Source organism: Pseudomonas sp. FG6 (genome assembly GCF_057809015.1).
The window spans coordinates 95814-110516 of sequence record NZ_JBMDJD010000015.1; the positions used below are offsets into that span (position 1 = coordinate 95814).

Genomic DNA, 14703 nt, shown 5'->3' on the forward strand with positions numbered 1-14703 from the left:
CTCATTCCTCCCACAACTGCACGGTCTTGATCACGTCACGACGGTTGGCTTTCTTGCCACCGAACATGTTGGTGTCGGAGCTGCCGCTGCAACCGCTGCCGAAGCTGAAACCGCAACCGGAACGTTCGGCGAACGCATCGCTCATCGCGTCTTCACGGTGAGCACTTGGCACCACGAAACGGTCCTCGTAGTTGGCAATCGCCAGGTAGCGGTACATCTCTTCCACCTGGTTCACGCTCAGGTCGACATCGGCCAGCACTTTCAGGTCTTGCACGCCGTCGACTTGCTCGGAACGCTTGTAGGCACGCATCGCCAACAGACGCTTGAGGGCCAGCTTGACCGGCTTCTCATCGCCAGCAGTCAGCAGGTTGGCCAGGTAGCGCAGCGGAATACGCAGGCTGTCGACGTCCGGAATGACCCCGTTCATGCCAACGGTGCCCGCTTCGGCGGCGTTCTGGATCGGCGACAGTGGCGGCACGTACCAGACCATAGGCAGGGTGCGGTATTCAGGGTGCAACGGCAGTGCGAGTTTCCAGTCCACGGCCATTTTGTAGACCGGCGAACGTTGCGCCGAATCGATCACCGATTGCGGCACGCCATCGGCCAGGGCCTGACGGATCACAGCAGGGTCGTTCGGGTCGAGGAAGATCTCCAGTTGCTTCTCGTACAGGTCCTGCTCGTTGGCGGTGCTCGCCACCTCGGCGATACGGTCGGCGTCATACAGCAGCACGCCGAGGTAGCGGATCCGGCCCACGCAGGTTTCGGCGCAGACGGTCGGCATACCGGCTTCGATACGCGGGTAGCAGAAAATGCATTTTTCCGACTTGCCGCTCTTCCAGTTGAAGTAGATCTTCTTGTACGGGCAGCCGCTGATGCACATGCGCCAGCCGCGGCACTTCTCCTGGTCGATCAGGACGATACCGTCCTCTTCGCGTTTGTAGATCGCACCGCTCGGGCAAGACGCCGCGCACGCCGGGTTCAGGCAGTGCTCGCACAGGCGCGGCAGGTACATCATGAAGGTGTTTTCGTACTCACCGTAGATGTCCGCCTGGATCTTGTCGAAGTTCTTGTCCTTGCGACGCTTGGCGAATTCAGTACCGAGGATTTCCTCCCAGTTCGGGCCCCACTCGATCTTCTCCATGCGTTTGCCGGACACCACCGAACGCGGCCGCGCAACAGGCTGGTGCTCGCCCAGCGGGGCGGTGTGCAGGTGCTGGTAGTCGAAGTCGAACGGTTCGTAGTAGTCATCCAGGCTCGGCAGGTCCGGGTTGGCGAAGATGTTCGCCAACACGCGGAACTTGCCGCCGATGCGTGGGTTGATCGAACCGTTGGCATTGCGGACCCAGCCGCCCTTCCACTTGTCCTGGTTTTCCCATTCTTTCGGGTAGCCGATACCAGGTTTGGTCTCGACGTTGTTGAACCAGGCGTATTCCATGCCTTCACGGCTGGTCCAGACGTTCTTGCAAGTGATCGAGCAAGTGTGGCAACCGATGCATTTGTCCAGGTTCAGGACCATGCCGATCTGTGAACGAATTTTCATCTCAATCTCCTCAATCCAGCTCAGTCGGCAGTGGGCGCGGCAGGTCATCGCCGCTGGAACCGTCGAGCCAGTCGACCTTGGCCATCTTGCGTACCACGACGAATTCATCGCGGTTGCAACCGACCGTGCCGTAATAGTTGAAACCGTAGGCCTGCTGTGCGTAGCCACCGATCATGTGGGTAGGTTTGAGCACGACACGGGTCACCGAGTTGTGGTGGCCGCCGCGGGTCTTGGTGGTTTCCGAGCCGGGCACGTTCACGATCCGTTCCTGGGCGTGGTACATCATCACCATGCCTTCCTTGACGCGCTGGCTAACGACCGCACGAGCCGTCAGGGCACCGTTGGCGTTGAAGCATTCGACCCAGTCGTTGTCCTCGATACCGGCGCGCTTGGCGTCGATTTCCGAGAGCCAGACAATCGGCCCGCCGCGGCTCAGGGTGAGCATGATCAGGTTGTCGGTGTAGGTACTGTGGATGCCCCACTTCTGGTGCGGCGTGATCCAGTTCAGCACGATCTCGGTTTCGCCATTGGTGCGCTTGCCCTTGACCACGTCGATGGTGCGGGTGTTGACCGGCGGACGGTAGTTCATGAACTGCTCGCCGAACGCCTGCATCCAAGGGTGATCCTGGTAGAACTGCTGGCGACCGGTGATGGTGCGCCATGGGATCGACTCATGGACGTTGGTGTAGCCGGCGTTGTAGCTCACGTGATCGTCTTCCAGGCCAGACCAGGTCGGGCTGGAGATAATCTTGCGCGGTTGCGCCTGGATGTCGCGGAAGCGGATCGCCTCGTGCTCTTTCGACACGGCGAGGTGGCTGTGGTCGATGCCGGTGAATTCCGACAGTGCCGCCCAAGCCTTGACCGCTACGTGGCCGTTGGTTTCCGGGGCCAGGGACAGGATCACCTCGGCAGCGTCGATGGCGCTGTCGATTTTCGGCCGCCCTTGGCTGATGCCTGCTTCAACTTCGTGGTGATTGAGCTCACCCAGGAATTTGACTTCGGTATCGGTGTTCCAGTTGATGCCCTTGCCGCCGTTGCCGAGTTTTTCCAGCATCGGGCCCAGGGACGTGAACTGCTTGTAGATGTTCGGGTAGTCACGCTCGACCACTTGCAGGTTCGGTGCGTTCTTGCCCGGTTGTGGTGCCACGCCAGCGGTTTTCCAGTCGGTGCCGCCAAACGGCTGGGCCAGTTCGCCGACGCTGTCGTGCATCAACGGTACGGTGACCAGGTCTTTCTCTACGCCCAGGTGGCCGACCGCCATGGAGGAAAACGCCTTGGCGATGCCTTTGTAGATTTCCCAGTCCGAACGCGATTCCCACGCAGGATCGATGGCCGCGGACAACGGGTGGATGAACGGGTGCATGTCCGAGGTGTTCATGTCGTCTTTTTCGTACCAGGTAGCGGTCGGCAAGACGATGTCCGAATACACGCACGTCGAGGACATGCGGAAGTCCAGCGTGGTCACCAGGTCGAGCTTGCCGATGGCGCCCTCGTCCACCCACTCGGCTTCGGTAGGCTTGCAGTGGCCGACCTTGCCGATGTCTTCGTTCATCACGCCGTTCTTGGTACCCAGCAGGTACTTGAGCATGTACTCGTGGCCCTTGCCCGAGGAGCCCAGCAGGTTGGAGCGCCAGATGAACATGTTGCGCGGGAAGTTCACCGGGCTGTCAGGTTGTTCGCAGGAGAAACGCAGGGAACCGTCCTGCAGCGACTTGACCACGTAGTCCTTCGGATCCAGGCCCACCGCGGCGGCATCACGGCAGATGTGCAGCGGGTTGGTGTTGAGCTGGGGTGCGCTCGGCAACCAGCCGGCCCGTTCGGCGCGGATGTTGTAGTCCAGGGCGTGCTCGGGGAACTGCGATTTGTCGGCCAGCGGCGAGAGCACGTCGTGCATGCTCATCTTCTCGTGGCGCCACTGGGAACTGTGGGCATAGAAGAAGCTGGTGCCGTTCATTTGCCGCGATGGGCGGTTCCAGTCCAGGCCGAAGGCCAGGGGCAGCCAACCGCATTGCGGACGCAGTTTTTCCTGACCCACGTAGTGAGCCCAACCGCCGCCCGTCTGGCCGATGCAACCGCAGAGCATGAGCATATTGATCAGCCCGCGGTAGTTCATGTCCATGTGGTACCAGTGGTTCATCGCCGCACCGACGATGATCATCGAGCGTCCACGGGTCTTGTCGGCGTTGTCAGCGAACTCACGGGCGATCTGGATCGCCTTCTCGCGGCTCACGCCAGTGATCTGTTCCTGCCAGGCCGGGGTGCCAGGCACCGAGGCGTCGTCATAGCCCTTGGCGACGTTGGCGCCACCCAGGCCACGGTCGATCGCCAGGTTGGCGGCCGACAAGTCGAACACCGTGGCCACTTTCGCCACGCTGCCGTCTGCCAGTACTACACTGTGCACCGGCACACGGCGGAACTGCACGGCTTCGCCTGCCACGTGCTGGAAGTATTGCTGGGTTTCACCGGCAAAGTACGGGAACCCCACCTCGGCGACGTCGCCGCCGATCAGGCTCAGCTTGAGGTCGACCTCACGGCCCTCACCGCCTTCACGAGGCAGGATGTTCCACTTGCCCTTCTCGCCCCAGCGATAGCCGATGGAACCTTGTGGCGAAACCAGCTCGCCGTTGGCATCCATGGCGATGGTTTTCCACTCGGGGTTGTTGTCCTGGCCCAAGTTGTCGGCCAGGTCGCTGGCACGCAGGAAGCGGTCCGGCTGGAAGCCAGCACCTGGCGCGGCGCCGAGCACCGGCTTGAGCATCACCAGCACCGGCAAGTCGGTGTAGCGCTTGGCGTAGTCGGTGAAGTAGGCGCTCGGATTGTCCAGGTGGAATTCTTTGAAGATCACATGGTTGAAGGCCTGGGCCAACGCGGCGTCGGTACCCTGCTTGGGGTTGAGCCACAGGTCGGTGAGCTTGGCGACTTCCGAGTAGTCCGGGGTGATCGCCACAGTCTTGGTGCCCTTGTAGCGAACTTCGGTGAAGAAGTGCGCGTCCGGGGTACGGGTCTGCGGAACGTTGGAACCCCAGGCAATGATGTAGTTGGAGTTGTACCAGTCGGCCGATTCCGGCACGTCGGTCTGCTCGCCCCATACCATTGGCGAGGCAGGTGGCAAGTCGCAGTACCAGTCATAGAAGCTCAGGCACGCGCCGCCGATCAGCGACAGGTAACGCGCACCGGCCGCGTAGCTGACCATGGACATCGCCGGGATCGGCGAGAAGCCCACCACGCGGTCAGGGCCGTGCTGCTTGACGGTGTAGACGTTGGCGGCGGCAATGATCTCGTTGACTTCTTCCCAGTTGGAGCGGATGAAGCCACCCATGCCACGCTTGCTCTTGTAGGAGTCGGCCTTGGCTTTGTTCTCGACGATGCTGGCCCAGGCTTCCACCGGTGCCAGGGTCTGGCGCGCCTGGCGCCACAGCTTGAGCAGCGGCTTGCGGACTTTCGGGTACTTGAGGCGGTTGGCGCTGTAGATGTACCAGCTGTAGCTGGCACCACGAGGGCAGCCGCGTGGCTCGTGGTTCGGCAGATCGTTACGGGTGCGCGGGTAGTCGGTCTGCTGGGTTTCCCAGGTGATCAGGCCGTTCTTGACGTAGATTTTCCACGAGCACGAACCGGTGCAGTTCACCCCGTGGGTGGAGCGCACGATCTTGTCGTATTGCCAGCGGGAACGATAGACGTTCTCCCAGTCGCGAGATTCCTTGCGGGTCTCGCCGTGACCGTCAGAGAACTCGCCTTGCTTGCGGTTGAAAAACCGCAGTTGATCCAATAAATGACTCACAGTGTCTTCCTCTCAGGCTTGCCATGCGGGATCTGCGCCCCGCCCACGCAATTTGGTTAAATTCGACTTAGCAAGGTGTCGCGCTACCCTTGCGGGCGTACCACCACCAGGTGACCACGATGCAACTCAGGTAAAAGCCGACGAACATGTAGAAGGCCATCTCCGGGCCGCCGGTCAGGGCCATCGAAGAGCCAAAGGTTTTGGGGATGAAGAACGCACCGAAGGCGCCTATGGCCGAACTGAAGCCCAGTACGGCGGCCGATTCCTTGCCGGCGCTCTTGAGGGCCTGCTCGCGCACCTCAGGCTTCTTGCCCAGTGCCGCCTTCTCGTGAAGGGTGCGGAAAATCACCGGGATCATGCGGAAGGTCGAACCGTTGCCCACGCCAGTGGTGATGAACAGCAACATGAACATGCCCAGGAAGCCGTAGAAGCTGCCGCCCTCGCCGTGCTGCGGAAGAAAGTGCATGACGCCGAACACCATCACGATCATCAGCACGAAGTTCCACAGGGTGACCTTCGCACCGCCGAGCTTGTCTGCCAGCCAGCCACCCAATGGGCGCACCAGGGCACCAACCAGCGGGCCGAGGAAGGCGAATTTCAGAGCGATGACTTCCGGGAACGAGGTCTTGATCAGCAGCGGGAACGCTGCGGAGAAGCCGATGAACGAGCCGAAGGTCGCCAGGTACAGCCAGCACATCAACCAGTTGTGCTTGCGCTTGAAGATCACAGCCTGCTCGCTGAAGGAAGCGCGGGCGCTGGACAGGTCGTTCATGCCGAACCAGGCGATCAGGGTCACGGCAACGATGAACGGTACCCAGATGAAGCCGGCGTTCTGCAACCACAGCGAGCTGCCATCTGCCAACACCTGTGGCTGGCCACCCATGAAGCCGAACACACCGAAGGAGATCACCAGCGGCACGCAGAACTGCATCACCGACACACCCAGGTTACCCAGGCCGGCGTTCAGGCCCAGGGCGGTGCCTTGTTGGGACTTGGGATAGAAGAAGCTGATGTTCGACATGCTGGAGGCGAAGTTGCCGCCACCAAAACCGCAGAGCAGCGCGATCAGCACGAACACGCTGTAAGGGGTGGCCGGGTTCTGCACGGCAAAGCCCATCCACAGTGCAGGAATCAGCAGCGAGGCGGTGCTCAGGGCAGTCCAGCGGCGACCACCGAAGATCGGCACCATGAACGAGTAGAAGATGCGCAGGGTGGCACCCGACAGGCCTGGCAACGCTGCCAGCCAGAACAACTGGTCGGTGCTGAAGCTGAAGCCGATGGCGTTCAAGCGCACGATCACAGTGCTCCAGACCATCCACACCGCGAAGGCCAACAACAGCGCCGGGATGGAGATCCACAGGTTGCGCCGGGCGGTCAGCTTGCCGCTGCTGCCCCAGAACGCGGGGTCTTCCGGGCGCCAGTCATGAATGACCGGGCCTTTTTCAGGCTTTTGCAGAACGGACATGTTCTTCTCCTTGGGCAATGCTGGAAAACGGGGATTGGGTGGCTGGCAGCTGTTTACCCAGAAATGGGCGCTTGCGCATTTCACTGAAGTACATCCAGGTCAGAGAGACCCAGACCACGCCGTACAGCAACATGAAGCAGGACGAGCGCACGCCAGTGAGGTCCACCAGGGCGCCAAACATGATGGGCAACACGAACCCGCCCAGGCCGCCGGCCAGGCCGACGATGCCGGACACGGCGCCCATGTTTTTCGGGTAGTCGTTGGCGATGTACTTGAAGACCGAGGCCTTGCCGAACGCGAAGGCAATGCCCATCACGAACAGCAGCACCGTGAACACTGTGGCGTTGAGGCCGATGTGGAAGTCGACGATGCCGTTGACGGTCCGCACTTGCAGTTGGGTCTGCGGATAGGAGAGCAGGAACAGGCAGATCCAGCTGACCCACAACACCCACCAGGTCACGCTCTGGGCGCCCCAGCGGTCCGACATCCAACCACCGACAGCCCGCAGCACGCCGCCCGGCAGCGAGAAGCAGGCGGCCAGCAGCGCCGCGCTTTGCAGGCTGAAACCGTATTCCTGCACGTAGTACTTGGTCATCCACAACGCCAGGCCCACGTAACCGCCGAACACGATCGAGTAGTACTGGCAGTAGCGCCACACGGCCGGCTCTCTCAGGGCCTGGAGCTGCTCACGCAAACTGGCGCCGCCCACGCTGCGGTGTTCTTTCTTCTCGGCAGTGAGAAACCAGAACAGCACCGCGGTAATGAACAGAATGGCGCTGAACACCTTCGGCACCAGGTGCCAGCTGCCATACGCGATCAGCGCCGGGGCCAGGAACTTGGTCACGGCCGAACCGGCATTGCCGGCGCCGAACACGCCCATGGCGAAGCCCTGGTTGTGCTTGTCGAACCATTTGGCGACGTAGGCGATGCCCACGGAAAAGGAACCGCCGGCCATCCCGACGAACAGCCCCAGCACCAGGAACTGCCAGAATTCGGTGGCCAGGGTAATCAGGTACAGCGGCAGTACGCAGGACAACATCAGCAGGAAAAACACGATCCGGCCGCCGAAGCGGTCGGTCAGCAGCCCAAGGGGCAAACGCACCAGCGAGCCGGTGAGCACCGGCGTGGCGGCCAACAGGCCGAATTGGGTTTCGTTGAGGGAGAGCATTTCCTTGATTGGAACGCCCAGCACGGCAAACATCATCCAGACCATGAAGCACACGGTGAAGGCCAGGGTACTCATCCCTAGTACCAGCCCTTGTTGCACTTGCGCTCGCATAACGAAGCACCCTAGTCAGTTCAATGAGCGCAGACTAGTGATGCCGACCCCGCAAAAACTTGACTTGGATCAACGAGTCTTTGAGCGGTACTGGCCTATCCTTGGGCTGCCTACCTCTAAAGGGGTAGACCCTGACATTGATAAAACCCTTTGTTTATCAGTATCTTGAGGAAACAGGCCGAAACTTTCAGGGATATGAAGCGGCCGACAACTCTTTAGAGGTAGTGCGTCCAGGATGGGCTGCAACACCCATGATCTGGCGCGTGCTCATGTCCAGTTTGTCGATTTCCCTTGCGGGTCAGCCACAATGATGCGTTGGTTGCGCAGCTCCCTGCCCGCTCGCGCCGGGCTGGCGGTGATCCTCATCGCAATCCTGGCCCTGGCCAGCTCCCTGAGCGCCGGGCTGATCGCCTGGTTCAGCCAGGGCGATGCCGCCGCCATCAATACCGCCGGCTCCGTGCGCATGGAGACCTACCACCTGAGCTGGAAACTGGCGGCCGGGGCCAATGACGAGATCCCCGCGATCATCGAAAGCCTGCAACAACGCCTGGACAGCCCAGCCCTGCGCATCGTCCTGGAAGACGGCCCGACGACGTCCCTGCACCAGAGCTATCTCAACCTGCTGCAACGCTGGAACCAGACCCTGCGTCCGGCCATCGAGCGCGGCGATGCAGCGTTTTTCCAGACCAGCGCCAGCTCCTTCGTCGAGCAACTGGACCAGTTCGTCACGCTGCTGCAACGCCAGAGCGAACATAAACAGGGCTGGCAACAGACGATCCAGGGTGTCGCGCTGTTCAGCACCATGATCATCTTGCTGATCGGCCTGTATGAATTGCAGTACGGGGTGGTCTCGCCGCTGCAAGAGCTGGTCGACGCGACGCAGCGTTTTCGTCGTGGCGAGTTCCAGGTGCGGGTCAACCATCAGTCCGAAGATGAACTGGGCCAACTGGCGACCAGTTTCAACACCATGGCCGAGACGATCGAGCAGTCCCATCGCACCCTGGAAAACCAGGTGCAGCAGAAGACCCTGAACCTGCAACAGGCCAACGCCGCCCTGGAGCTGCTTTACCAGAGCAGTGGCAGCCTGGCCACCCGCCAGGCCAACGCCCAGGAGCTGGATGAACTGATCCGCCGTTTTCAACAGCGCCTGCCCGGCCTGCGCCTGACGCTGTGCCTGCAAGGGCAATTGCAGGCACCGGCCCGACAACTGCTGGCCTTGCACGGCGCCGCCAACCGTCAGGTGTGCGCCAGCAGCGATTGCGCCACTTGCCAGAAACACACCGCGGCCCTCCCCCGCACCTTCAGCATCAGCAACCAGGGTCACGAGTTGGGCGAACTCAAGGCCCACTTTGTCGACGGCCATGAGGCACAACCGTGGGAAACCGCGCTGATCCAGGCCCTGGCCAACCTGATTGGCACGTCGCTGTCGCTCAAGCGCCAGCGCGAACAGGACCATCGCCTGCTGCTGCTCGACGAGCGCACCATCATCGCCCGCGAACTGCATGACTCCCTGGCCCAGGCCTTGTCGTACATGAAGCTGCAAGTCAGCCGCATGCAGACCCTGATGCGCCGTGGCGAGCCCGTGCAGACCCTGGAAACCGTGACCACCGAATTGCGCGAAGGCCTCAACAACGCCTATCGGCAGTTGCGCGAACTGCTGACCACCTTCCGCCTGCAGATCCATGACGATGGCCTGGTGGAAGAACTCAAGGACACCGCCGAGGAGTTCTCCAGCCGTGGCGACTTCCAGGTGCACCTGCGCATCGACGCCCTGGCTTTCGAGCTATCGGCCAGCGAGCAGATCCACATCCTGCAGATCACCCGCGAAGCCTTGTCCAACTGCCTGCGCCACGCCCATGCCGAGAACGCCTGGCTGCAACTGCGCCAGGAAGGCGAAACCGTGCAGCTGTCGATCGAAGACGATGGCCGCGGCTTCAGCGGTGAGGTCGACCAGCGCGAGCACCATGGCCTGAACATCATGAACGAACGGGCCCGCAGCCTGCACGGCCAGCTCCAGATCAATTCCAGAACACCCCAGGGCACCTGCATACGGGTGCGCTTCCAACCCGAATTCCTGGGCCACCACACCGAGAGCATTGCACCATGAACGCCCCCCTGCGCCACACCCTTCTCTTGGTCGACGATCATCCGATGATGCGTCGCGGGATCCGCCAGATGCTCGAACTCGAAGACGACTTGCAGATCGTCGGCGAGGCCAGCCACGGCGAAGAAGCCCTGAGCCTGATCGAACCCCTCAAGCCCGACCTGGTGCTGCTGGACAACAACATGCCGCAGATGAACGGCATCGAAACCCTGCGTCGGCTGCGCGCCATGCACTACACCGGCAAGGTGTTGCTGTTCACCGTGTCCGATGCCGAAGACGACATCCGCGACGCCTTGCGCCTGGACGCCAATGGCTACCTGCTCAAGGACATGGAACCGGAGCTGTTGATCCAGTACATCCGCGATGCCCTGGGCGGCACCCTGGTCATCAGCCCCGGCCTGACCCGCGTCATGGCCCAGGCCCTGCGCTCCCCACCGCGCCAGGTCGAAGTCGAACTGACCGATCGCGAACGCCAGGTGCTCAAGAGCATTGCCGGCGGCCACAGCAACAAGGTGATCGGACACAAGCTCGGCATCACCGAGGGCACGGTCAAGGTTCACGTGAAGAACCTGCTGCACAAGCTCGGCCTGCGCTCGCGGGTCGAAGCGGCGGTTTGGGCGATGGAGCACTTGCGCGGGGCGGGCTAGCCCACTGGAGTCCATGAATAATCACCCAACCTGTGGCGAGGGAGCTTGCTCCCTCGCCACAGGTTGGGCTGCGCAGGTATTGATTTGCCTGCCATGGCAGCCCCATCCCTCTTCAGAGGTAGGCCGGCCGAGGCATAGGCCGCCAGGGCCCAGGGCTCTACCATGACGGCACGCGGAGGTACGCCATGCTGACCCACCCTTCCATCGTTTTAATGTTGCGTCGTCACCACCTGTTCAGCCAGTTGCCGGAGCGGGTTTTCGAAGACGTGTGCGGCCTGGCCGTCCTCAAGCGCCTGGGCTGCAACAGCACCCTCATGCACCAGGGCGATCCGGCCAAGCGTTTCTTCTTGCTGGTCAGTGGCCAGGTCAAGCTGTACCGAGTCACCGGTGAAGGCCAGGAAAACCTGGTCGAAATCATCCAGCCCGGCCAGACGTTTGCCGAGGCCCTGTTGTTCAGCCAGGCCCGTTGCTACCCGGTGAGCGCATCGGCCATCAAGGACAGTGTGGTGGTGAGCATCGAAGGCACGCATTACCGCAAGGCCCTGGAGGACCAACCCAAGGTCTGCCTGGCGATCCTGGCGAGCATGAGCGTGCATTTGCACCAGCGCCTCAAGGACATCGACAACCTGACCCTGGCCAGCGCCAGTCGGCGTGTCATCAACTTCCTGCTGCAGGAGCGCGACCCGCGTAACGGCCAGGTGGTGCTGCAAGTGTCCAAGCGGCTGGTCGCCTCCAAGCTCGGCATCCAGCCAGAGACGTTTTCACGCATTCTCCACCGCCTGGTGGACGGTGGCCTGATCACCATGGAACGACGCAACATTCGCATCCTGGCCGAGGAAGAGTTGGAGGCTTACCAGCAGTAACGCGGCACCACCTGTCCCGTTGTTGATGAGGCAATGCTGATTCATCCCAGACTGTCGACAAACCTGTGGCGAGGGAGCTTGCTCCCGCTGGGTTGCGCAGCAGCCCCATCAGTGCCGACTCAATCAGCCTGACACACTGAGGTGCCAGGTTTCAGGACCGCTTCGCGGTCCAGCGGGAGCAAGCTCCCTCGCCACGAAGGTTGATCCTACAAAGGTTGATTCAAGTTATTGAGCGACCGCGATCAGGGGGATCAACTGCTCGAACAACGCATCCCCCTCCTCCTCCGTGCAATCGACCCCAAAGCGCTTGCGCAGCCCCAACTGATTCAGAATCACATGCACATCCGCCGTCAGGTCGTGCTGTTGCAGGCACGCCTGGACGCATTGCAGCGCGCAACCGTCCAGCGCAATGATCCGTCGCCCCGAGCGCGCCTTGTTGACCAGCGCCGCCACGTGCCCGCCCACCCCGACGATGCAGGACATCTCCGCCAGCCCGGCGCGGTCCAGGCGCAGGGCGGCGGTGTTGGCCAGTTGCGCCACGTTGGAGCAACCGGAGCAGGAGTACACCAGGGGCAGTTCGCTCGGGGCTTTCGTCGGGGTACTCATAGGGGCTCTCATCAGACCGTTGCCAAGCCTTTGCCCGCCCGCTCCAGGTTGCGCCACAACCATGGCGGCAACACTTCCGGGTCGAGGCTGTCGATCAGGTTCTTGAGGGCCAACCCCAATTCAGTGTCCCCCTCGATCACCAGCCGACGACGGAAGAACAGCGTGTCGGGATCCTCCTGCCGGCTGGCCAGCAACAGGAATTCACGCCAGTTGCCGCTGATGGTGACCTGGGCTTGCGCCCGTTCGGCAATGCGCAATCCGTCACGGGCCAGGGTCAGGTACCAGCACAACTTCAGGTCAGGCACCCGCAGGCACAACCAGCGGCCGCGCAACACGTCGAAGCCACCGTCGCGCAAAGGTTCGGCCAGGCAGCGATTGAGCGCTTGCTGCAACGCCAGGCGCTGCACCATGAACGGAACCTTGCCCACCAACGGCAACAACCGATCGGCACCTTTGAGCAGCCACTTCTTCGGACTCAGCACAGGCCTGCCTCCTCTACTTTCAACATGCCGGCATGGCCATGCCAGTAACCATTGCAACCGTCGACGAACAGCGGCGGTGCCTCGCCCTGGCGCACCCTGTCGAAGGCCATGACCACCTCAGCCATGCCCTGGGCGCGGGGGCTCAGGCGCAGCATATCGGCGCCGCAGGCCGTCAGTGCGTTGTAATCGGCCAACAGGTTCGTCACCTCGCCGGACATTGTCTGGATGCCGTTGAGGGTGAACAGTTGCTGGCCTTCCTGGCTGCTCAACGCCAGGCCGTCGGGATAGTTGATGCAGCAGAACTGGCAGTCGTCCTTGGGGCGGTTTTCAGCGCGGGCGGTAAAGCACCGTGCCGAATAAGCCAAGGGCAGATGACCGTAGGAGAAAATCTCCACTTCGGGCACTTCGCGGCCCAGGTCGCGCACTTGCTCCAGCACATCGGCGATCAGTGCCGCCGAACATTCCACCGGCGGCACCCAGCGGATCATGCCGCTCGCTTGCAACTGCGCCAGGGAATGACCGTTGTACAGGTTCAAGGCCGGGCCACCCACGAACGGCAGCTTGCGCTCGGCGAGGAACTGCACGGCCCCCATGTCATTGGCTTCCACCAGCAGCTGTCCGTTGTCGCACAGCCGACGCAGCGAGGAGAGTTCCGACGCCGCTTCGATCAGGGTCAGGCTCGACAACACGATCTGCGCCTGGCTGCACGCTTGCAACTCGCGTCCCAGGCCCAGCCATTGGTCCAGCGAAAACGCCCGGCGCTTGGAGCACACGGTTTCCCCGAGGTAAATCACATCCAATGGCAACGCCGACATCTCGGCGTAGAAATTTCCCAGTTGCGCTTTGTCCCAATAAAACAGGACCGGTCCCAGGCTGAGTTTCATCAGGCCTCCCTCATTGCCATGATCGATGGTAGGCACCCAGGGTGGTCTGGTTGCCTTCTGACAAACCGGCCAACACCTGGCGCCATTCTTCCTGTACCCGAAAACGTTGCGGCGCGGTGCGGTGTGCATCCAGTGCCGCACGCCAGACCCGGGTCACCTGCTCGACGTACGCCGGGCTGCGTTGGCGGCCTTCGATCTTCACGGCCTCCACGCCAATGGCCACGAGTTCCGGCAGCAGATCGAGGGTGTCCAGGCTGGTGGGTTCTTCCAGCGCATGGAAGCGTTTGCCGCCCACCAGGAACCGGCCCTTGCACAAGGTCGGGTAACCAGCCGGCTCGTCCGGGGTGTAACGGTCGATCAACACTTCGCTCAAGCGCGCACTGAGACCCTGGGCATCTTCGCTCCAGCGCACGGCCTTGGCCGGCGAGCAGACGCCGCACAGGTTCGGCGATTCGCCAGTGATGTACGAAGACAGGTGGCAGCGCCCTTCAGCCATGATGCACAGGCTGCCAAAACCGAAGACCTCGATCGGCACCGGGCTGGCCGCTGCCACTTGCCGCACCTGCGCCAGGGACAACACCCGGGGCAGCACGGCGCGACGAATGCCAAAACGCTCGGCGTAGAAAGCCAGGGCCGCCGCGTGGGTCGCCGAGCCCTGTACCGACAGGTGCAGCGCCAGTTGCGGATGACGCTGGCTGGCGTAGGCGAGCACGCCTGGGTCGGCGGCGATCAGGGCGTCCACGCCGAAATCGGCGGCGCGATCCACCGCCCGTTGCCAACGCTCCCAACCCTTGGGTTGCGGGTACGTGTTAACCGCCACGTACAGCTTGCGTTGATTTTGACGGATGTGCGCGACCGCCGCGTCGAATTGCTTGTCGTCCATGTTCAGCCCAGCGAAATGCCGGGCATTGGTATCGTCGCGAAAGCCAACATAAACGGCATCGGCGCCTTGGCGCACCGCCGCTTTGAGGGCAGGCAAATTCCCTGCCGGGCAAACCAGTTGCATGGGGCATCCTCGTGAGAAAACGATGGTTTGTACGCAAATCGCGCAAGCG

Annotated in this window: 11 protein-coding genes; 3 read left to right on the top strand and 8 right to left on the bottom strand. The window is 62.1% G+C overall.

The window, feature by feature from the left end:
- Nucleotide 1 precedes the first annotated feature (1 nt).
- The 4 genes from narH to ACODSJ_RS12310 form a co-directional block, all read right to left on the bottom strand.
- Nucleotides 2-1540 carry a nitrate reductase subunit beta gene (gene narH, locus ACODSJ_RS12295; RefSeq protein ID WP_489101977.1) on the bottom strand — a complete coding sequence of 513 codons (1539 nt, stop codon included), beginning with the start codon at nt 1538-1540 and terminating at the stop codon, nt 2-4.
- A gap of 10 nt (nt 1541-1550) precedes the next feature.
- Nucleotides 1551-5318: a nitrate reductase subunit alpha gene (locus ACODSJ_RS12300; protein ID WP_489101978.1), complete on the bottom strand. Its 3768-nt coding sequence runs from the start codon at nt 5316-5318 to the stop codon at nt 1551-1553.
- Nucleotides 5319-5385: 67 nt separating this feature from the next.
- On the bottom strand, nt 5386-6783 hold the full coding sequence (locus ACODSJ_RS12305) for a NarK family nitrate/nitrite MFS transporter (protein ID WP_489101979.1): 1398 nt from the start codon (nt 6781-6783) through the stop codon (nt 5386-5388).
- Nucleotides 6761-8062 (bottom strand): MFS transporter, encoded by a 1302-nt coding sequence (locus ACODSJ_RS12310; RefSeq protein WP_489101980.1) that lies wholly within the window; start codon nt 8060-8062, stop codon nt 6761-6763. Before ACODSJ_RS12310 ends, ACODSJ_RS12305 begins: the two co-directional genes overlap by 23 nt.
- Before the next feature lie 307 nt (nt 8063-8369).
- Between ACODSJ_RS12310 and ACODSJ_RS12315 the strand changes: the two genes are divergently transcribed.
- From ACODSJ_RS12315 to ACODSJ_RS12325, 3 genes are all read left to right on the top strand, one after another.
- Entirely contained in the window at nt 8370-10169 is a 1800-nt protein-coding gene (locus ACODSJ_RS12315) for a HAMP domain-containing protein (protein ID WP_489101981.1), read from the top strand.
- Complete coding sequence (gene narL / locus ACODSJ_RS12320) at nt 10166-10813, top strand: two-component system response regulator NarL (RefSeq protein WP_489101982.1); 648 nt, start codon at nt 10166-10168, stop codon at nt 10811-10813. The genes ACODSJ_RS12315 and narL overlap by 4 nt, the downstream gene beginning before the upstream one ends.
- Before the next feature lie 185 nt (nt 10814-10998).
- Nucleotides 10999-11676, top strand: coding sequence for a Crp/Fnr family transcriptional regulator (locus ACODSJ_RS12325; protein ID WP_489101983.1), 678 nt, complete (start codon nt 10999-11001; stop codon nt 11674-11676).
- 225 nt (nt 11677-11901) lie between these two features.
- On the opposite strand, the gene ACODSJ_RS12330 is transcribed toward ACODSJ_RS12325, so the two are convergent.
- Genes ACODSJ_RS12330 through ubiU form a run of 4 tightly spaced genes read right to left on the bottom strand, consistent with a single transcriptional unit; the run spans nt 11902 to nt 14654 of the window.
- A complete protein-coding gene (locus ACODSJ_RS12330; RefSeq protein WP_489101984.1) occupies nt 11902-12282 on the bottom strand; it encodes a putative zinc-binding protein in 381 nt (126 codons plus the stop codon).
- An 11-nt stretch (nt 12283-12293) separates the two neighbouring features.
- Nucleotides 12294-12764 carry a ubiquinone anaerobic biosynthesis accessory factor UbiT gene (gene ubiT, locus ACODSJ_RS12335; RefSeq protein WP_489101985.1) on the bottom strand — a complete coding sequence of 157 codons (471 nt, stop codon included), beginning with the start codon at nt 12762-12764 and terminating at the stop codon, nt 12294-12296.
- Nucleotides 12758-13648, bottom strand: coding sequence for a U32 family peptidase (locus ACODSJ_RS12340; protein ID WP_489101986.1), 891 nt, complete (start codon nt 13646-13648; stop codon nt 12758-12760). The genes ubiT and ACODSJ_RS12340 overlap by 7 nt, the downstream gene beginning before the upstream one ends.
- Before the next feature lie 10 nt (nt 13649-13658).
- Nucleotides 13659-14654, bottom strand: a complete 996-nt coding sequence (gene ubiU, locus ACODSJ_RS12345; RefSeq protein ID WP_489101987.1) for a ubiquinone anaerobic biosynthesis protein UbiU — start codon at nt 14652-14654, stop codon at nt 13659-13661.
- Between the last annotated feature and the right edge of the window lie 49 nt (nt 14655-14703).